The sequence below is a fragment of the Duganella alba genome (assembly GCF_009674495.1).
Classification (GTDB): domain Bacteria; phylum Pseudomonadota; class Gammaproteobacteria; order Burkholderiales; family Burkholderiaceae_D; genus Rugamonas; species Rugamonas alba.
Genome location: NZ_WKJN01000011.1, coordinates 99,716 through 118,097 on the forward strand (window position 1 = coordinate 99,716; position 18,382 = coordinate 118,097).

Consider the following 18,382-nt stretch of genomic DNA (forward strand, 5'->3'; position numbering starts at 1 on the left):
GTGTTTACAGAGTGCCTTTGGTCGACGGGATGGTGCCGGCGGCGCGCGGGTCCAGCTCGGACGCCATGCGCAGCGCGCGGCCAAATGCTTTGAAGACCGTCTCGCACTGGTGGTGCGCATTGGTGCCGCGCAGGTTGTCGATGTGCAGCGTGACCAGCGCATGGTTGACGAAGCCGCGGAAGAATTCCAGCGTCAGGTCGACGTCGAAGGTGCCGATCATCGCGCGCGTGAACGGGATGTGGTATTCGATGCCTGGGCGACCGGAATAGTCCAGCACGACGCGCGACAGCGCCTCGTCCAGCGGCACATACGAATGGCCGTAGCGGACGATGCCCTTGCGGTCGCCGATGGCCTTGGCCACCGCCATGCCCAGCGTGATGCCAACGTCTTCCACCGTGTGGTGGTTGTCGATATGGATGTCGCCGGTGGCCTCCACCTCCAGGTCGAACAGGCCGTGGCGGGCGATCTGGTCCAGCATGTGGTCGAGGAAGGGCACGCCGGTGTTCAGCTTCTGCTTGCCGGTGCCGTCCAGGTTGATGGAAACGCGGACTTGCGTCTCGTTGGTGTTGCGGATGATTTCTGCGGTGCGGTTCATGAAAAGCTCGCGATGGTGTCAGGCTGCCTGCGATGCGGCGAAGGCATCGAGGAAGGTGGAATTTTCTTCCGGGGTGCTTACGGTGATGCGTAGACAATTGGTCAGCACACTGTGCATTTTACTCACATTTTTGACTAAAACCTTGTGAGACAGCAGTTTCGCGTGGGCATCGTCGGAATCGGGCACGCGAATCAAGATAAAATTCGCCGCCGACGGAAAAACCTCGACGCCGGGGATACGGGCCAATGCAGCCGTCAGATCGGCGCGTGCGGCGCGCAACGCGGCCGCCTGCTGGTTCAGCACCTCCACGTGGTCGAGCGCGAATTCGGCCGCAACCTGGGTCAGCACGTTGATGTTGTAAGGAGGCCGCACTTTGTCGAATTCCGCCAGCAATTGCGGCGCCGCCGACAGGTAGCCGAGGCGGATGCCGGCCAGGCCCAGCTTCGACACCGTGCGCATCACCACCAGATTGTTAAATTCAGGCAGGCGATGCATGAATGTCTGCTGCGCGAACGGCTCGTAGGCTTCGTCCACCACGGCCAGGCCGAAACCGTCGAGCGCGCGGATGATGGCGACAATGTCGTCTTCGGCGAACAGGTTGCCGGTCGGGTTGTTCGGGTAGGACAGGAACACCAGCGCCGGCTTGTGCTGGGCGATGGCGGCCAGCATGGCCGGCAGGTCCAGCGTCAGGTCGGCTTTCAGCGGCACGCCGACGTAGTCCATGCCGGCGAATTGCGCCGAGCGCTGGTACATGACGAACGACGGCGTCGGCGCCACCACGGTGGCGCGGCGGTCCTGCATGGCGCAGGCCATGCACAGGATCGAGATCAGTTCATCCGAGCCGTTGCCGAGGATGACGTCGTGGCCGGCCGGCACGCCCAGCTTGTCCTGGATGCGCTGCTTGATGCTGGCGTAGGACGCCACCGGATAGCGGTTCAGCGCCACGTCGGCCAGGCGCCGGCCCAGTTCCTCGCGCAGATGCTGCGGCAGGTGGTAAGGGTTCTCCATCGCATCCAGCTTGATAAAGCCACTCGCGTCAGCCACGTGGTAGCCGGCTACGGCGCGCACGTCTGGGCGGATGGTGCTGTTGATCAGGGTGTCGATGGGGGACATCTTACTGGGGCTCCTATGAGTTGACGGTACTTCGGGGTTTCTTGAGTTTTTTCGGCGGCGGCGCCGGCACTTCCGGCAACGCCAGCCGCTCGGCGATGATGGCGCAGTATTCCGGATTCAGCTCGAAGCCGACGTAATTGCGGCCGGTGCGCTTGGCCGCGATCGCCGTCGTGCCGCTGCCCATGAACAGGTCCAGCACCACGCCGTCCGGCGGGCACGAGGCCTTGACCATGCGCTCGATGATCTCCAGCGGCTTTTGCGTCGGATGGTCGGCGCGCTCCGGATGCTCGCGGTGCAGGCGCGACACGCTCCACAAATCCTTCGGGTTGTAGCCCACTTCCAGCCACTTGGCACCGATGAAGATCGAGCGCGTGCGCGCCTTCTTGGTCTCGGCGTCGTAGGGAATGCGCACGGCGTCGAGGTCGAAGTAGTAATCCTTGCGGCGCACGAAGAAGCCGATGGTGTCGTGCACCGACGAGAAACTGCGCACGCTGCCGCCCATCGACGGCACGCGGCGGTCCCAGATAATTTCGTTCATCATCATCATGCGCTTTTTCAGCATGACGAAAATCTCCGGCGAAAAGCGCCAGGTCAAAAAGATATACAGGCTGCCGTTGGGCTTCAGCTTGGGCAGCGCGGCGTCCACCCACTGCTCGGTCCAGCGCAGGTATTCGTCCACCGTCTGCTGGTCCGAGGCGTTGCCATAGTCTTTGCCGAGGTTATACGGCGGATCGGTCAGAATCAGATCGATGGAACCATCCGGGATGCGCGCCAGTCCGGCCAGCGCATCCTCACAGAAGACCTGATTGAGCCACGCGTCGGTCATTTCAGGCGCAGCTCCGCGCTGCGGGCATGCGCCTGCAGGCCTTCGCCATACGCCAGTTCAGCCGCGACCTTGCCCAGCGTTTGCGCGCCGGCTTCGCTCACGTGAATGATCGACGAACGTTTCTGGAAATCGTACACGCCCAGCGGCGACGAGAAGCGCGCCGTGCGCGACGTCGGCAGCACGTGGTTCGGGCCGCAGCAGTAGTCGCCCAGCGACTCGGACGAGAAGCGGCCGAGGAACATGGCGCCGGCGTGGCGGATCTTGTCGGCCCATTGCTGCGGTTCGGCGGCGGAGATTTCCAGGTGCTCGGCGGCGATACTGTTGGCGATGGCGCAGGCTTCATCCATGTCGCGCACCTTGATCAGCGCGCCGCGGTCGCCCAGCGAAGTACGGATCACTTCCTGGCGCGGCATCGTCGGCAGCAGCCTGGCGATACTAGCTTCCACCTTGGCGATGTAGTCAGCGTCGGGGCACAGCAGGATGGCCTGCGCCAGCTCGTCGTGCTCAGCCTGTGAAAACAGGTCCATGGCGACCCAGTCCGGGTCGGTGGTGCCGTCGCAGACGATCAGGATTTCCGACGGGCCGGCGATCATGTCGATGCCGACGATGCCGAACACGCGGCGCTTGGCCGAGGCCACATAGGCGTTGCCCGGTCCGACGATCTTGTCGACGGCCTGGATGGTTTCGGTGCCGTGCGCCAGCGCGGCGACAGCCTGTGCACCGCCGATGGTGATGACGCGGGTGACGCCGGCAATCGCGGCGGCGGCCAGCACCATCTGGTTCTTCACGCCGTCCGGCGTCGGCACCACCATGATGATTTCCTCGACGCCGGCAACGTGCGCCGGAATCGCGTTCATCAGCACCGACGATGGATAAGCAGCCTTGCCGCCGGGGACGTAGATGCCCACGCGGTCCAGCGGCGTGACGCGCTGGCCCAGCACCGTGCCATCGGCTTCGGTGTAGGTGAAGCCGTTCAGTTCCTGCTTCTGGCGTTCGTGGAACACGCGCACGCGGTGCGCGGCGACTTCCAGCGCCTGGCGCTGCGCCTCGGGAATCGCGGCCAGCGCGGCCTGCATTTCTTCCTGCGAGATTTCCAGCGCGGCCATGCTGGTGGCGCCGCCGTTGGGAATGCGGTCGAAGCGGTTGGTGTATTCGAGCACGGCGGCGTCGCCGCGCTTTTTCACGTCGGCGAGAATGCCGCCGACGGCGCTCTCGATGGCGTCGTCGGTGCTGGCCTCAAAAGCCAGCAGCGTGTCCAGGCGCTGTTTGAAATCAGCCTGGCTGGAATCGAGCTTGGTGATCATGGCGTTCACTTGTTGGAAGCGCGTTCAAACGCTTCGATGATGGGTTGCAGGCGCTCGCGCTTCATCTTCAGTGCGGCCTGGTTGACGATCAGGCGCGACGAAATATCCATGATGGCTTCGACCTCTTTCAGGTCGTTGGCGCGCAGCGTGTTGCCGGTGCTGACCACGTCGACGATGGCGTCCGACAGGCCGACCAGCGGCGCCAGCTCCATCGAGCCATACAGCTTGATCAGGTCGACGTGCACGCCCTTCTTGGCGAAGTGCGCGCGCGCCGTCTCGACGAACTTGGTGGCCACGCGCAGGCGCGCGCCCTGGCGCACGGCGGTCTCGTAATCGAAGCCGTTGCGCACCGCGACCGACATGCGGCATTCGGCGATGCGCAGGTCGATCGGCTGGTACAGGCCTTCGCCGCCGTGCTCCAGCAGCACATCCTTGCCGGCCACGCCGAAGTCCGCCGCGCCATGCTGCACATAGGTCGGCACGTCGGTGGCGCGCACGATCAGCACGCGCACATTGGGATCGTTGGTCGGCAGGATCAGCTTGCGCGAAGTTTCCGGATTCTCGGTGACGGTGATGCCCGCCGCCGCCAGCAGCGGCAGCGTGTCCTCGAAAATGCGGCCCTTCGACAGCGCAAGAATCAGCTGCTGCGAGTCGGCTTGGAAGGTACTCATGGTGTTTATTTAATTCGCTTGATGTTGGCGCCTACGGCGGAGAGTTTGAGTTCCATCTGGTCGTAGCCGCGGTCCAGGTGATAGATGCGGTCGACCAGCGTTTCACCGCGCGCAGCCAGGCCGGCGATCACCAGCGAAGCGGATGCACGCAGGTCGGTCGCCATCACGGGCGCGCCAACCAGCTGTTCCACGCCCTTGATAAAGGCGGTGTTGCCATCGGTTTCAATTTGCGCGCCCAGGCGGTTCATCTCCTGGACGTGCATGAAGCGGTTTTCAAAAATGGTTTCCGTCACGCGGCTGGCGCCGTCGGCGATGGTGTTCACCGCCATGAACTGCGCCTGCATGTCGGTCGGGAAGCCTGGGTATTCGGTGGTGCGGAAGGTGACCGGCGTCGGACGCTTGTCCATCTGCGCGCGGATCCAGTTGTCGCCGATGGTCAGCTGCAGGCCGATCTCGCGCAGCTTGTCCAGCGCCGCATCCATGATGTCGACGCGGGTGTTGCGGATGGTGATGTCGCCACCGGTCGCGGCCACCGCGCACAGGAAGGTCGCCGCTTCGATGCGGTCCGAAATCACCGCGTGTTTGGCGCCATGCAGTTCGGCGACGCCCTGGATCACCAGGCGGTTGGTGCCGATGCCTTCGATCTTCGCGCCCATGGCCACCAGCAGGTGCGCCAGGTCGGTCACTTCCGGTTCGCAGGCGGCGTTTTCCAGCACAGTCTCGCCTTCGGCCAGCGTGGCGGCCATCAGCAGGTTCTCGGTGCCGGTGACGGTGATCATGTCGGTGACGATGCGCGCGCCTTTCAGCTTGGCGCACTTGGCGTAGATGTAGCCGCCTTCAACGGTGATGTCGGCGCCCAGCGCCTGCAGGCCCTTGATGTGCTGGTCCACCGGACGCGAACCGATGGCGCAGCCGCCCGGCAGCGAGACCTTGGCTTCGCCGAAGCGCGCCAGCAATGGGCCCAGCACCAGGATCGAGGCGCGCATGGTCTTGACCAGGTCGTAAGGCGCTTCCAGCTTGGTGATGGCGCTGCCGTTCAAGGTGACCTTGTCGTTGTCCTGCGTGACTTTCAGGCCGGTTTCGCCCAGCAGCTTGAGGATGGTGGCCACATCGTGCAGGTGCGGCACGTTGGACAGCTCGACGTCGCCGGAGGTCAGCAGGCCCGCGCACAGGATAGGCAGGGCGGCGTTCTTGGCGCCGGAAATGGTGATGTCGCCTTGCAGGCGGTTACCGCCTTGGATCAGAAGCTTGTCCATGCTTATCCTTGATATTCTTCAGGGGTGAGGGTTTTCATCGACAGCGCGTGGATTTCTTCGCGCATGCGGTCGCCCAGCGCGGCGTACACCAACTGGTGGCGCTGGATCGGGCGCTTGCCGGCGAACGCCGGCGACACGATCACCGCCTGGAAGTGCTGGCCGTCGCCGTCCACTTCGAGGTGGGTGCATTCGAGACCGGCCGAGATGTAGCCGTGGATGAGTTCTGGAGTAGTAGGCATGATGGGTCCTTGAATATTAGTGACGCAGGCGGTAGCCGCTGCGCAGCAGGCGAATCGCCAGGAACGCCAGCACCACCAGGAAGGCCGAAACAATGGCCAGGCTCACCAGCGGGTTGACGTCGGACTGGCCGAAGAAGCCGTAACGGAAGCCGTCGATCATGTAGAAGAACGGATTCAAATGCGATACCGCCTGCCATACCGGCGGCAGCGAGTGGATCGAGTAGAACACGCCGGCCAGGAAGGTCAGCGGCACGATCAGGAAGTTCTGGAACGCGGCCAGCTGGTCGAACTTTTCCGCCCACACGCCGGCGATCAGGCCCATGGTGCCGAGGATGGCGGCGCCCAGCAGCGCGAACACGATGATCCACAGCGGCGCGGCAAACGACAGGTGGGCGAACCAGGCGGTGACCATGAACACGCCCAGTCCCACCATGATGCCGCGCACCATGGCGGCGATCACGTAGGCCGAGAAAATCTCCCAGTGCGACAGCGGCGTCAGCAGCACGAACACCAGGTTGCCGGTGATCTTGGACTGGATCAGCGACGACGACGAATTGGCGAAGGCGTTCTGCAGCACGCTCATCATCACCAGGCCGGGAATCAGGAACGAGGTGTAGTTGACGTCCTGGTACACGGTGACGCGGCCTTCGAGCACGTGGCCGAAGATCATCAGGTACAGCATGGCGGTCAGGATCGGCGCGGCGATGGTCTGGGTGGCGACTTTCCAGAAGCGCAGGGTCTCCTTGTAGACCAGGGTGCGGAAGCCGGCGGAGAGGAAGTTCATACGGTACCTTTTTCCATGATCTGGATGAAGATGTCTTCCAGATCCGCTTGTTGCAATTGCATTTCGTCGACGATGGCGCCCGACTCGCGCAGGCGGCGCAGGATCTGTTCAACTTCGGCGTATTCGTTGATGCGCAGGCTGTACTTCCTGCCGCTTTCCGAGCTTTCCGGATGCGTGACCAGCGCCTGCAAATCGTCCGGCAGGTCGCCGTGCGTGATGTTGACCACCAGCTGCGAACCGGAGATGCGGCGCACCAGCGACGCCATGGTGTCGAGCGTCACCACCTGGCCCAGCTTGAGCATGGCGACGCGCTTGCACATGGCCTGCGCTTCCTCCAGGTAGTGGGTGGTCAGCACCACGGTGTGGCCTTCGCGGTTCAGGCGCGAGATGAATTGCCACAGCGTCTGGCGCAGCTCGACGTCGACGCCGGCGGTCGGCTCATCGAGCACGATGACCGGCGGCTTGTGCACCAGCGCCTGCGCCACCAGCACGCGGCGCTTCATGCCGCCGGACAGCGCGCGCATATTGGTGTCGGCCTTGTTGGTCAGGTTGAGGTTGTGCATCACCTCGTCGATCCAGGCGTCGTTGTTCTTCAGGCCGAAGTAGCCCGATTGCAGGCGCAGCGTCTCGCGCACCGTGAAGAACGGGTCGAACACCAGTTCCTGCGGCACCACGCCGAGCTTCTTGCGCGCCTCGCGGAAGTCGCTGACGACGTCGTGGCCGTGGATCTTGACCGAGCCGGCATCCGGCCGGATCAAGCCGGCGATGATGGAAATGAGGGTGGTTTTGCCGGCGCCGTTCGGGCCCAGCAGGCCGAAAAACTCGCCCTCCTCGATACTGAGGGACACGCCGCCCAGTGCCTGGAGCGACTTGTAGCGCTTCTCGACATTGCTAATTTGGATCGCTGTCATTCTTGACTTATCAATAAGGTTGCGGCGGCAAAGCCGGCGCGCGGGAAGATGCTGCGGAACGCCACAGCACTGCGGCTGCGGCAACGTTCAATTATATTGGAAATTCAGGCGGTCCGAGCCGGACCGGGGATTTACTGCGAGCGGCGGGGTGGGGCGGAGGTCAATGGTGGTGCTGAGTGGCCGAAGCCTCGGCGGAGGCGCCGGCCACCGCGGTCTTCTTGGCGAAGACCGTGTCGGGCGCCTTGACGGGCGCAAATTCGTCGTGCTCCAGGCTGCGCGGCGCCGCGCAGTCCTGCTCCAGCTTGACGTCGCTCGGGAACAGCAGCGAGCATACGCCGTACAGCTTGGTCAGGCTTTGCAGCGCCGGCGGCAGGTTGCGCAGCTCCAGCTTGACGCCGGCGTCGTGCGCGGCGCGCTGCCACGCCAGCATCACCGACACCGCCACCGAATCCACCGTCAACACATGGCGCAGGTCGAACGCGGTCTGGCCGGCCTTGATGGCGGCGTGGCCGCGCTCCAGCGCCGCCGAGGCGTTGAGCACGGTCAGGGACGTGAGCGATTGCAGATTGTCGAGGGGGTCGGTAACGGCGTTCATGGCGTCAGATTACTTCGGTGCGTTGGTGTTCAGCGGTTTGCTGGCGAGTTTTTTGTTCTTCTCGGTCAGCGCCTTGATCAGGCCGTCCATGCCGCCCTTGCTGATCTCGGAAGCGAAGGTGCCCTTGTAGGTCTCGACCAGCCACGCGCCCAGCACGTTGATGTCGTAGATCTTCCAGCCTTGCGGGCCCTTGGCGACGCGGTAGTTCAGCGGAATCGGCTCGCCGCGGGCCTGGTTGACCTGCGAGCGCACTTCCACTTCGGTGTCGGTCGGATCGGCGCGCAGCGGCTTGAACTCGACGGTCTGGTCTTTCACCTGGGACAGGGCGCCCGAGTAGGTGAACACCAGCAGCGTGCGGAACTGCTCGGTCAGGGCTTTTTGCTGTTCCGGGGTGGCGTCGCGCCAGAAGCGGCCGGCCGCCAGCGCGGTCATGCGCTGGAAGTCGACGTAGGGCAGGATCTTGGTTTCCACCAGGTCGATGACTTTTTTGGTGTCGCCAGCCTGGATGGCCTTGTCGTTCTTGGCCGTGTTGAGCACGTCCGAGCTGATGCGCTTGACCAGCGCGTCGGGCGCCTCGTCGGCCGCGTGGGCGGCGTTGAACGCCAGCGCCACCGTGGCCAAAGCGATAAATTGTTTAATGAATTTCATGGTCTATGCCTTATGAGTGGTTCTTCAGGTCACTGGCTGTCAGGTTTTGCAGCCGGTGTGCCGGAGTTTAACTCTTTTGCGGCCGGTTCGGATGACACGGGTGCAGAAGTTTCAGCAGTATCATCTTTTTGTACTTTACGTGGCGCACCGTCGCCGTCCGGGTGGATCTGGCTCTCGCGGCGCTGCAGATAACCGTCGCGCAGGAACTCGTAGCGGTCCAGCGCGGCGTCCTCGAACAGCGTCGAGGCGTCCAGCAGGCCGGCGCGGGTGTCGACCACGCGCAGCACGGTGCCCATGTTACGCACGTTGGTCGGGTCCTTGTAGCGCCAGATGTCGCCGGAAATGTCGACCGGCAGGGCGACGGTGTCGCGCACGGTCGACGGGCCCAGCAGCGGCAGCACCACATACGGACCGGAACTCACGCCCCACACGCCCAGCGTCTGGCCGAAGTCTTCCTTGTGCTTCGGCAGGCCGGCTTCGGTGGCGATGTCGAACAGGCCGAGGATACCCAGCGTCGAGTTCAGCGCGAAGCGGGTGACGTCCGACATGCCGTCGGCGCCGTTACCCTGCAACAGGTTGTTGACGGCGGTCCAGGCATCGCCCAGATTGCCGAAGAAGTTGCCGACGCCGGTCTGGACGAACTGCGGCGTGACCGTCTTGTAGCCCTTGGCCACCGGCTTCAGCGCATAGGTGTCGACCGTATCGTTGAAGTCGAACATGGCGCGGTTGAAGCCTTCATACGGGTCGCGCGGGTTCGGGCCGGCGCAGCCGGCCAGCATGGCGGTGACGCCCAGCGCCAGCGCTGCCTGACGAATGTGTTGTACGGTACGGCTCATTTATTTGTCGTCCTTTCCTTCTGCGGCCTTGCTGTAGATGAACTGATTGATCAGGTCTTCCAGCACGGCTGCCGATTGGGTGCGGGCGATCTTGTCGCCGGCACCCAGATTGTTGGTATCGCCACCGGCTTCGATGCCGACGTATTGTTCTCCCAGCAGGCCGGCGGTCAGAATCTTGGCCGAGCTGTCTTTCGGGAACTTGTAATTCTCTTCCATATTCAAGGTTACCAGCGCCTGATAGCTCTTGTCATCAAACTTGATCTCTCCCACACGGCCGATCACCACGCCGGCCGCCTTGACCGCCGCCTGCGGACGCAGGCTGCCGATGTTGTCGAATTTGGCGGTGATCGCATAGGTCTTGGCAAAGGACATGGAACCCATGTTGCCGGCCTTGAGGGCCAGGAACATCAGGGCGGCCACGCCGACCACGATGAACAGACCGACCCAGACATCCAGAGATTTGCGTTGCATAATTATTCCTCAGTTCTTAATCTTTTATTTGCTGAACATCAGCGCCGTCATCATGAAGTCCAGCCACCAGATCATCAGCGATGAAATCACGACCGTGCGCGTGGTGGCGCGCGCCACATCTTCCGGCGTCGGCTGCGCTTCGTAGCCCTGGTACAGGGAGATGAAGGTAATCGCGATGCCAAACACCACGCTCTTGGCGAAGCCGTTGAAGATATCCTTGTAGATATCCACGCCGCCCTGCATCTGCGACCAGAACGCGCCATCGTCGACGCCGATCAGCTGCACGCCGACCAGCCAGCCGCCCAGCACGCCCACGGCGCTGAACACCGACGCCAGCAGCGGCACCGAGATCACGCCGGCCCAGAAGCGCGGCGCCAGCACGCGCTGGATCGGGTTGACGGCCATCATTTCCATGGCGGACAGCTGCTCGCCGGCCTTCATCAGGCCGATTTCGGCGGTCAGCGAGGTGCCGGCGCGGCCGGCGAACAGCAGCGCGGTGATCACCGGCCCCAGTTCGCGGGTCAGGCCCAGCGCCACCAGCAGGCCCAGCGACTGCTCGGCGCCGTACTTGTTGAGCGTGTAATAGCCCTGCAGGCCCAGCACCATGCCGACGAACAGGCCGGACAGGGTGATGATGAGCATCGAGTAATTGCCGATGAAATGCAGCTGCTCGATCACCAGGCCGGGACGGCGCAGCAGGCCGGGCGACACGCCCAGCATGTTGGCGAAGGTCCGGAAACCATAGCCGATGCTTTCCACGTAGTCGCGCAGCGGCGCGCCCAGGCGGGACAACCAGTTCTTCACACTCATACATGCACTCCCAGGCCCAGATCGTCGGCCAGGGACTTGCCTGGATAGTGGAACGGCACCGGACCGTCCGCTTCCGCGTTCACAAACTGCTTCACATACGGATCGGTCGACACCAGCATCTCGGCCGGCGTGCCGCTGGCGACGATTTTGCCCTGCGACAGGAAATAAACATAATCGGCGATGGCGAAGCTTTCCTTGACGTCGTGCGACACCAGGATCGTGGTCGAGCCGAGCGCCGTGTTCAGGTTGCGGATCAGGTTGGCAGTGACGCCCATCGAGATCGGGTCCAGGCCGGCGAACGGCTCGTCATACATGATCAGTTCCGGATCGAGCGCGATCGAGCGCGCCAGCGCCACACGGCGCGCCATGCCGCCGGAGATTTCGCCCGGCTTCAGCCTGGCGGCGTTGCGCAGGCCCACGGCCTGCAGTTTCATCAAGACGAGGTTGCGGATCAGCTCTTCCGGCAGGTCGGTGTGCTCGCGCAGCGGGAAGGCGACGTTCTCGAATACCGACAGGTCGGTAAACAGCGCGCCATGCTGGAACAGCATGCCCATCTTGCGACGCAACAGATATAAGCCGGCGGTATTCAGCTTGTGGACCACCTGGCCCTGCACCTTGACCTGGCCGCGCTGCGGACGCAGCTGGCCGCCGATCAGGCGCAACACCGTGGTCTTGCCGCTACCGGAGCCGCCCATGATTGCAACCACCTTCCCGCGCGGGAAGTCCATCTGGAGACCGGACAGGATCGCCCGCTTTCCATAGGAGAAGTGTAAATCACGGATTTCGACTAAATTTGGCACGACTGAACTCATTTTTTTGAATGCCGTATTGTAGTGCAGAAACGTCAATCTCTGCTGAAGGTGGCTCCGGGCAGGGGCGCGAAGCTGACAAGAATACAGATAATACAACACTACTGAACCCAAAGTCAGCAATTTACACCGGGCACCAAATGTTACATTGGTGCAGCGCAGCATGCCCTGGCGCAAAAAAACCGGACACGGCAGGGGATCACCCGTCCGTGCCCGGCAGAAGCCAGGCGGCGCCAGCTTGCCGTGCAGGGACTTAGCGCGGCAACTCGGAACTACCCATCAGGAACTCATCCACCGCGCGCGCGCACTGGCGCCCTTCGCGGATGGCCCACACCACCAGGGATTGGCCGCGGCGCATGTCGCCGGCGGCAAATACCTTGGCTGCGGAAGTTTTGTAGCAGCCTTCGCCATCGGTGCTGGCCTTGGCGTTGCCGCGTGCATCTTTGTCAACAGCGAAAGCGTCGAGGATGGTGGCGACCGGCGAGACAAAGCCCATGGCCAGGAACACCAGGTCGGCTTTCATCTCGAATTCCGAGTTCGGCACTTCGGCCATCTTGCCGTCTTTCCACTCGACGCGGCAGGCGATCAGCTTCTCGACCTTGCCGCCCTTGCCTTCCAGGCGCTTGGTGGCGACCGCCCAGTCGCGCTCGCAGCCTTCCTCGTGCGACGAGGAGGTGCGCAGCTTGGTCGGCCAGTACGGCCAGACCAGCGGCTTGTTTTCCTGCTCCGGCGGCATCGGCATCAGCTCGAACTGGGTCACCGAGGCAGCGCCGTGGCGGTTCGAGGTGCCGACGCAGTCGGAACCGGTGTCGCCGCCGCCGATCACCACCACGTGCTTGCCGGTGGCCTTGATCTGGTCTTTCAGCTTGTCGCCGGCGTTGACGCGGTTTTGTTGCGGCAGGAAGTCCATGGCGAAGTGCACGCCCTTGAGTTCGCGGCCCGGCACCGGCAGGTCGCGCGGCGACTCGGAACCGCCGGCCAGCACCACGGCGTCGAAGTCTTTCTGCAAATCTTCAGGGAAGATGGTTTCCTTGGCCATGTTGTTAACGTTGGCCGGGAAGTCCTTGCCGATCAACACGCTGGTGCGGAACACCACGCCTTCGGCTTCCATCTGCTGGACGCGGCGGTCGATGTGCGACTTTTCCATCTTGAAGTCGGGAATGCCGTAGCGCAGCAGGCCGCCGATGCGGTCGGATTTCTCAAACACGGTGACGGCATGGCCGGCGCGCGCCAGCTGCTGGGCCGCCGCCAGGCCGGCAGGACCGGAGCCGACCACGGCGACTTTCTTGCCGGTCTGTTTGGCGGCCGGCTGGGGAATGACCCAGCCGTGTTCCCAGCCTTCGTCGATGATCTTGTGCTCGATCGACTTGATGCCGACCGGATCTTCGCTGATGCCCAGCGTACAGGCGGCCTCGCACGGCGCCGGGCAGATGCGGCCGGTGAATTCCGGGAAGTTGTTGGTCGAATGCAGCGTATCCAGCGCTTCGCGGTAGTTGCCGCGATAAACCAGGTCGTTCCAGTCCGGGATGATGTTGTTGACCGGGCAGCCGTTGTTGCAGAACGGGATGCCGCAGTCCATGCAGCGGGCGCCCTGGACCTTGGCCTGCTCGTTGGTCAGCGGAATGACGAACTCCGCATAGTTTTTTAAGCGCGTCGCTGGCGGCAGATAGCTTTCTTCCTGACGCTGGAATTCCATGAAGCCGGTGATTTTACCCACGATATATCCTTTTGTAATCTTGTAACGCTGACTTAAGCAGCAACTGGTTGAGCGGCGGCGGCTTCGTTCGCCACGTCCTCGGCCATTTCGGCCAGGGCGCGTTTGTATTCGCTTGGGAATACCTTGACGAACTTGCCGCGGCTGTCGGCCCAGTTATCCAGCAACAGGCGCGCGCGCGTGCTGCCGGTATGCTTGAAGTGACGCTCGATCAGACGTTTCAGGATCACTTCGTCGGCTTCGCGGCCGTGGTCCTTGTGCTGCACGTGGAAGGTGGCGCTGTCGACCGACTGCTCCTTGGCGCTCAGCACGCGTTCCAGCGACACCATGGCGGTGTTGCAGCGCGATTCGAAATCGCCGTCCGGGTCGTACACGTAGGCGATACCGCCCGACATGCCCGCCGCGAAGTTGCGGCCGGTATTGCCCAGCACGACGACGGTGCCGCCGGTCATGTATTCGCAACCGTGGTCGCCGGTGCCTTCAACGATGGTGGTGGCGCCCGAGTTACGCACCGCGAAGCGCTCGCCGGCCACGCCGTTGAAGAAGGCTTCGCCGGAAATCGCGCCGTACAGCACGGTATTGCCGATGATGATGTTGTTCACCGCCCAGCCACGGAACTCGGTGTTCGGACGCACGATGATGCGGCCGCCCGACAAGCCCTTGCCGACGTAATCGTTGCCCTCGCCGACCAGGTCGATGGTGATGCCGTGCGCCAGGAAGGCGCAGGCCGACTGGCCGGCCGTGCCTTGCAGCTGGATGTGGATGGTGTCGTCCGGCAGGCCGGCGTGACCGTAACGCTTGGCCACTTCGCCCGACAGCATGGTGCCGACGGTGCGATTCAGGTTCTTCACCGGCGAAATGAAGGAGACGCGCTCGCCTTTTTCCAGCGCCGCCTTGGCCTGCGCGATCAGCTTGTGATCGAGCGCCTTGTCCAGGCCGTGGTCCTGGTCCATGGTGTGGTAGATCGAATGACCTTCCTGCACTTCCGGCTGGTAGAAGATGTTGCTGAAGTCCAGACCCTTGGCCTTCCAGTGCGAGATCGCCTTGGATTTGTCCAGCAGGTCGACACGGCCGATCAGCTCGTCGTAGGTGCGGATGCCCAGCTGCGCCATCAGCTGACGCGCTTCTTCGGCAACGAAGAAGAAGTAGTTCACCACGTACTCAGGCTTGCCCGAGAACTTGGCGCGCAGTACCGGATCTTGCGTGGCGACGCCGACCGGGCAGGTGTTCAGGTGGCATTTGCGCATCATGATGCAGCCCTCGACCACCAGCGGCGCGGTGGCGAAGCCGATTTCGTCGGCGCCCAGCATGGCGGCGATGACGACGTCGCGGCCGGTACGCATCTGGCCGTCGGCCTGGACGCGGATGCGGCTGCGCAGGCCGTTCAGCACCAGCGTCTGCTGCGTTTCCGCCAGGCCCAGCTCCCACGGCGTGCCGGCATGCTTGACCGACGACAGCGGCGACGCGCCGGTGCCGCCGTCATGGCCGGCCACCACCACGTGGTCGGCCTTGGCCTTGGTGACGCCGGCGGCAACAGTGCCGATACCCACTTCCGACACCAGCTTGACCGAGATCGAAGCGCGCGGATTGGCGTTTTTCAGATCGTGGATCAGCTGCGCCAGATCTTCAATCGAGTAGATGTCGTGGTGCGGCGGCGGCGAAATCAGGCCCACGCCCGGCACCGAGAAGCGCAGCGTGGCGATGTATTCCGACACTTTATGGCCCGGCAGCTGGCCGCCTTCGCCAGGTTTCGCGCCCTGCGCCATTTTGATCTGGATCTGGTCGGCCGAGTTCAGGTAGGCGGCGGTGACGCCGAAACGGCCCGATGCCACCTGCTTGATGCGCGAACGCAGCGAGTCGCCCTCTTGCAGAGGAATATCGACCACCATCTGCTCTTTGCCCATGACCGAAGCCATGGTCTCGCCCTGCTTGATCTTGATGCCTTTCAGCTCCATGGTGTAGCGCGATGGATCTTCGCCGCCTTCACCGGTGTTGGACTTGCCGCCGATGCGGTTCATGGCGACCGCCAGCGTGGCATGGGCTTCGGTCGAGATCGAACCCATCGACATGGCGCCGGTGGCGAAACGCTTGACGATTTCCTTGGCTGGCTCGACTTCATCCAGCGGAATCGCCTTGGTCGGATCGATCTTGAACTCGAACAGGCCGCGCAAGGTCAGGTGACGCTTGCTCTGGTCGTTGATGATCTGCGCGTACTCTTTATAGCTGGAGAAATTGTTGGCGCGGGTCGAGTGTTGCAGCTTGGCGATCGCGTCCGGCGTCCACAGGTGGTCCTCGCCGCGCACGCGGAAGGCGTATTCGCCGCCGGCGTCCAGGTGGTTGGCCAGCACCGGATCGTCGCCGAAGGCCAGGTTGTGCAGGCGCAGCGCTTCTTCCGCCACTTCGAACACGCCGATGCCTTCCACGTTGGACGAGGTGCCCTTGAAGTATTTGTCGACCAGCGACTTGTTCAGGCCGATCGCCTCGAAGATCTGCGCGCCGCAGTACGACATATAGGTCGAGATGCCCATCTTCGACATGACCTTCATCAGGCCCTTGCCGACCGCCTTGGTGAAGTTGTAGATGGCTTTTTCAGCCGACATATCGCCCGGCATGCCGTGCGCCAGTTCGGCCAGGGTTTCCATCGCCAGGTACGGGTGGATGGCTTCCGCGCCGTAGCCGGCCAGCAGCGCGAAGTGGTGGGTCTCGCGGGCCGAGCCGGTTTCCACCACCAGGCCGGTCGAGGCGCGCAGGCCTTTCGACACCAGGTGCTGGTGGATGGTCGAGGTGGCCAGCAGCGCAGGAATCGCCACGCGGTCCGGGCCGACCGAACGGTCCGACACGATCAGGATGTTGTGGCCGGACTTGACCGCATCCACGGCTTCCGCGCACAGCGAAGCCAGGCAGGCTTCCACGCCTTCCTTGCCCCAGGCCAGCGGGTAGCAGATGCCCAGTTCATACGACTTGAACTTGCCGCCGGTATGCAGGCTGATGTTGCGCAGGCGCTCCATGTCGTCGAAGCCCAGGATAGGCTGCGACACTTCGAGGCGCATCGGCGGGTTGACGTTGTTGGTGTCCAGCAGGTTAGGCTTCGGACCGATGAACGACACCAGCGACATCACCATCGCTTCGCGGATCGGGTCGATCGGCGGGTTGGTCACCTGGGCGAACAGCTGCTTGAAGTAGCTGTACAGCGGTTTCAGCTTGTTGGACATGACGGCCAGCGGCGAGTCGTTGCCCATCGAGCCGGTGGCTTCTTCGCCGGCGGCAGCCATTGGCGCCATCAGGAATTTCAGGTCTTCCTGGGTGTAGCCGAAGGCTTGCTGGCGGTCCAGCAGCGACGGCACGGCTTTTTCGCCCTGCGCCGGCGTCTTGTCCTTGGCGCGGTTGTGCGCCAGCTGGCTTTCGCTGAGCTTGATTTCGTTGAGCTTGATGCGCACCGCGTTGATCCATGCCTTGTACGGCTTGGCGTTGGCGTAGGTGTCTTTCAGCTCCTTGTCGTCGATGATGCGGCCGGCTTCCAGGTCGATCAGGAACATCTTGCCTGGCTGCAGACGCCATTTCTGGATGATTTTCGACTCGGGAATCGGCAACACACCCGATTCCGACGCCATCACCACCAGATCGTCGTCGGTCACGATGTAACGCGCAGGACGCAGGCCGTTACGGTCCAGCGTGCCGCCAATGTAGCGGCCGTCGGTGAAGGCCATGGCCGCCGGGCCGTCCCATGGTTCCATCATGGCGGCGTGATATTCGTAGAACGCGCGGCGATTGTCGTCCATCGTGCCGTGATTTTCCCAGGCTTCCGGGATCATCATCATCATCGCCTGGGCGATCGGATAGCCTGCCATCAGCAGCAGTTCCAGCGCGTTGTCGAAGCAGGCGGTGTCCGACTGGCCTTCGTAGATCAGCGGGAACAGCTTTTGCAGGTCTTCGCCCAGCACCGCCGATTTCATCACGCCTTCACGGGCGCGCATCCAGTTGAAGTTGCCCTTGACGGTGTTGATTTCGCCGTTGTGAGCGATCAGGCGGTACGGGTGGGCCAGCGGCCATTCCGGGAAGGTGTTGGTCGAGAAGCGTTGGTGCACCAGCGCCAGCGCCGACACGCAGCGCGCGTCCTGCAGGTCTTTATAGTAGACACCGACCTGGTCGGCCAGCAGCAGGCCCTTGTAGACGATGGTACGGGCCGACAGCGAGGCCACGAAGAATTCTTTGCCGTGCATCAGCTTCAGCGCCTGGATGGCGTGACCGGACGACTTGCGGATCACGTACAGCTTGCGCTCCAGCGCGTCGGTGACCATGATGTCGGCGCCGCGGCCGATGAAGATCTGGCGGATCACCGGTTCCTTGGCGCGCACGGCCGGCGACATCGGCATGTCGCAGTCGACCGGCACATTGCGCCAGCCCAGCACGACCTGACCTTCGGCGCGCACGGCGCGCTCGATTTCCTGTTCGCAGGCGATGCGCGAAGCATTTTCCTTCGGCAGGAATACCATGCCGACGCCGTATTCGCCTGGCGGCGGCAGTTCGATGCCTTGCTTGGCCATCTCGTCGCGGTAGTACTGGTCCGGGATCTGGATCAGGATGCCGGCGCCGTCGCCCATCAGCGGGTCCGCGCCCACCGCGCCCCGGTGGTCCAGATTCTTCAAGATCAGCAGACCCTGTTCCACAATCGAGTGACTCTTGTTGCCCTTGATGTGGGCGACGAAACCGACGCCGCAGGCATCGTGTTCATTGGATGGATCGTACAGACCTTGGGCTTGCATGGCTAACTCCGGACTAATTGGCTTGAAGAACAAGGTT

The 18,382-nt window shown here is 63.2% G+C and carries 17 protein-coding genes; all 17 read right to left on the reverse strand.

Annotation, left to right across the window (positions count from 1 at the left end; all coding sequences use genetic code 11):
• Positions 1-4: 4 nt before the first annotated feature.
• On the reverse strand, positions 5-595 hold the full coding sequence (hisB, locus tag GJ695_RS13340) for an imidazoleglycerol-phosphate dehydratase HisB (RefSeq protein WP_090190670.1): 591 nt from the start codon (positions 593-595) through the stop codon (positions 5-7).
• A gap of 18 nt (positions 596-613) precedes the next feature.
• On the reverse strand, positions 614-1,708 hold the full coding sequence (gene hisC / locus GJ695_RS13345) for a histidinol-phosphate transaminase (RefSeq protein ID WP_154365464.1): 1,095 nt from the start codon (positions 1,706-1,708) through the stop codon (positions 614-616).
• Positions 1,709-1,721: 13 nt separating this feature from the next.
• Entirely contained in the window at positions 1,722-2,534 is an 813-nt protein-coding gene (locus GJ695_RS13350; protein ID WP_154365466.1) for a DNA-methyltransferase, read from the reverse strand.
• A complete protein-coding gene (gene hisD / locus GJ695_RS13355; protein WP_154365468.1) occupies positions 2,531-3,838 on the reverse strand; it encodes a histidinol dehydrogenase in 1,308 nt (435 codons plus the stop codon). The genes GJ695_RS13350 and hisD overlap by 4 nt, the downstream gene beginning before the upstream one ends.
• A 5-nt stretch (positions 3,839-3,843) precedes the next feature.
• The gene (gene hisG / locus GJ695_RS13360; RefSeq protein ID WP_154357456.1) at positions 3,844-4,509 is read right to left on the reverse strand and encodes an ATP phosphoribosyltransferase; all 666 of its coding nucleotides are present in this window, start codon (positions 4,507-4,509) and stop codon (positions 3,844-3,846) included.
• 5 nt (positions 4,510-4,514) lie between these two features.
• Entirely contained in the window at positions 4,515-5,765 is a 1,251-nt protein-coding gene (murA, locus tag GJ695_RS13365; protein WP_154365470.1) for a UDP-N-acetylglucosamine 1-carboxyvinyltransferase, read from the reverse strand.
• Between the two features lie 2 nt (positions 5,766-5,767).
• A complete protein-coding gene (locus GJ695_RS13370) occupies positions 5,768-6,004 on the reverse strand; it encodes a BolA family protein (RefSeq protein WP_154357454.1) in 237 nt (78 codons plus the stop codon).
• A 16-nt stretch (positions 6,005-6,020) separates the two neighbouring features.
• Positions 6,021-6,788, reverse strand: a complete 768-nt coding sequence (locus GJ695_RS13375; RefSeq protein WP_154365472.1) for an ABC transporter permease — start codon at positions 6,786-6,788, stop codon at positions 6,021-6,023.
• Positions 6,785-7,699, reverse strand: a complete 915-nt coding sequence (locus GJ695_RS13380) for an ABC transporter ATP-binding protein (protein WP_154365474.1) — start codon at positions 7,697-7,699, stop codon at positions 6,785-6,787. Before GJ695_RS13380 ends, GJ695_RS13375 begins: the two co-directional genes overlap by 4 nt.
• A 160-nt stretch (positions 7,700-7,859) precedes the next feature.
• The gene (locus tag GJ695_RS30490; RefSeq protein ID WP_154365476.1) at positions 7,860-8,294 is read right to left on the reverse strand and encodes an STAS domain-containing protein; all 435 of its coding nucleotides are present in this window, start codon (positions 8,292-8,294) and stop codon (positions 7,860-7,862) included.
• Positions 8,295-8,303: 9 nt separating this feature from the next.
• Positions 8,304-8,942, reverse strand: a complete 639-nt coding sequence (locus GJ695_RS13390) for an MlaC/ttg2D family ABC transporter substrate-binding protein (protein ID WP_154365478.1) — start codon at positions 8,940-8,942, stop codon at positions 8,304-8,306.
• 29 nt (positions 8,943-8,971) lie between these two features.
• Entirely contained in the window at positions 8,972-9,778 is an 807-nt protein-coding gene (locus GJ695_RS13395) for an MlaA family lipoprotein (RefSeq protein ID WP_154365479.1), read from the reverse strand.
• Positions 9,779-10,249, reverse strand: a complete 471-nt coding sequence (mlaD, locus tag GJ695_RS13400; protein ID WP_154365481.1) for an outer membrane lipid asymmetry maintenance protein MlaD — start codon at positions 10,247-10,249, stop codon at positions 9,779-9,781.
• 24 nt (positions 10,250-10,273) lie between these two features.
• A complete protein-coding gene (gene mlaE, locus GJ695_RS13405; protein ID WP_154357447.1) occupies positions 10,274-11,059 on the reverse strand; it encodes a lipid asymmetry maintenance ABC transporter permease subunit MlaE in 786 nt (261 codons plus the stop codon).
• A complete protein-coding gene (locus GJ695_RS13410) occupies positions 11,056-11,871 on the reverse strand; it encodes an ABC transporter ATP-binding protein (RefSeq protein WP_154365484.1) in 816 nt (271 codons plus the stop codon). The genes mlaE and GJ695_RS13410 overlap by 4 nt, the downstream gene beginning before the upstream one ends.
• A 250-nt stretch (positions 11,872-12,121) precedes the next feature.
• Complete coding sequence (locus GJ695_RS13415; RefSeq protein ID WP_166455183.1) at positions 12,122-13,585, reverse strand: glutamate synthase subunit beta; 1,464 nt, start codon at positions 13,583-13,585, stop codon at positions 12,122-12,124.
• A 32-nt stretch (positions 13,586-13,617) separates the two neighbouring features.
• Positions 13,618-18,345, reverse strand: a complete 4,728-nt coding sequence (locus tag GJ695_RS13420) for a glutamate synthase-related protein (protein WP_154365485.1) — start codon at positions 18,343-18,345, stop codon at positions 13,618-13,620.
• Positions 18,346-18,382: the final 37 nt, after the last annotated feature.

Bases quoted from the DNA above. Each gene is read 5' to 3' on its own strand.
- hisB (WP_090190670.1), bottom strand. From the start codon at position 595: ATGAACCGCACCGCAGAAATCATCCGCAACACCAACGAGACGCAAGTC.
- GJ695_RS13390 (WP_154365478.1), bottom strand. From the start codon at position 8,942: ATGAAATTCATTAAACAATTTATCGCTTTGGCCACGGTGGCGCTGGCG.
- GJ695_RS30490 (WP_154365476.1), bottom strand. From the start codon at position 8,294: ATGAACGCCGTTACCGACCCCCTCGACAATCTGCAATCGCTCACGTCC.
- murA (WP_154365470.1), bottom strand. From the start codon at position 5,765: ATGGACAAGCTTCTGATCCAAGGCGGTAACCGCCTGCAAGGCGACATC.
- GJ695_RS13420 (WP_154365485.1), bottom strand. From the start codon at position 18,345: ATGCAAGCCCAAGGTCTGTACGATCCATCCAATGAACACGATGCCTGC.
- GJ695_RS13350 (WP_154365466.1), bottom strand. From the start codon at position 2,534: ATGACCGACGCGTGGCTCAATCAGGTCTTCTGTGAGGATGCGCTGGCC.
- hisC (WP_154365464.1), bottom strand. From the start codon at position 1,708: ATGTCCCCCATCGACACCCTGATCAACAGCACCATCCGCCCAGACGTG.
- GJ695_RS13380 (WP_154365474.1), bottom strand. From the start codon at position 7,699: ATGACAGCGATCCAAATTAGCAATGTCGAGAAGCGCTACAAGTCGCTC.
- GJ695_RS13375 (WP_154365472.1), bottom strand. From the start codon at position 6,788: ATGAACTTCCTCTCCGCCGGCTTCCGCACCCTGGTCTACAAGGAGACC.
- hisD (WP_154365468.1), bottom strand. From the start codon at position 3,838: ATGATCACCAAGCTCGATTCCAGCCAGGCTGATTTCAAACAGCGCCTG.
- mlaE (WP_154357447.1), bottom strand. From the start codon at position 11,059: ATGAGTGTGAAGAACTGGTTGTCCCGCCTGGGCGCGCCGCTGCGCGAC.
- GJ695_RS13410 (WP_154365484.1), bottom strand. From the start codon at position 11,871: ATGAGTTCAGTCGTGCCAAATTTAGTCGAAATCCGTGATTTACACTTC.
- GJ695_RS13395 (WP_154365479.1), bottom strand. From the start codon at position 9,778: ATGAGCCGTACCGTACAACACATTCGTCAGGCAGCGCTGGCGCTGGGC.
- hisG (WP_154357456.1), bottom strand. From the start codon at position 4,509: ATGAGTACCTTCCAAGCCGACTCGCAGCAGCTGATTCTTGCGCTGTCG.
- GJ695_RS13370 (WP_154357454.1), bottom strand. From the start codon at position 6,004: ATGCCTACTACTCCAGAACTCATCCACGGCTACATCTCGGCCGGTCTC.
- mlaD (WP_154365481.1), bottom strand. From the start codon at position 10,249: ATGCAACGCAAATCTCTGGATGTCTGGGTCGGTCTGTTCATCGTGGTC.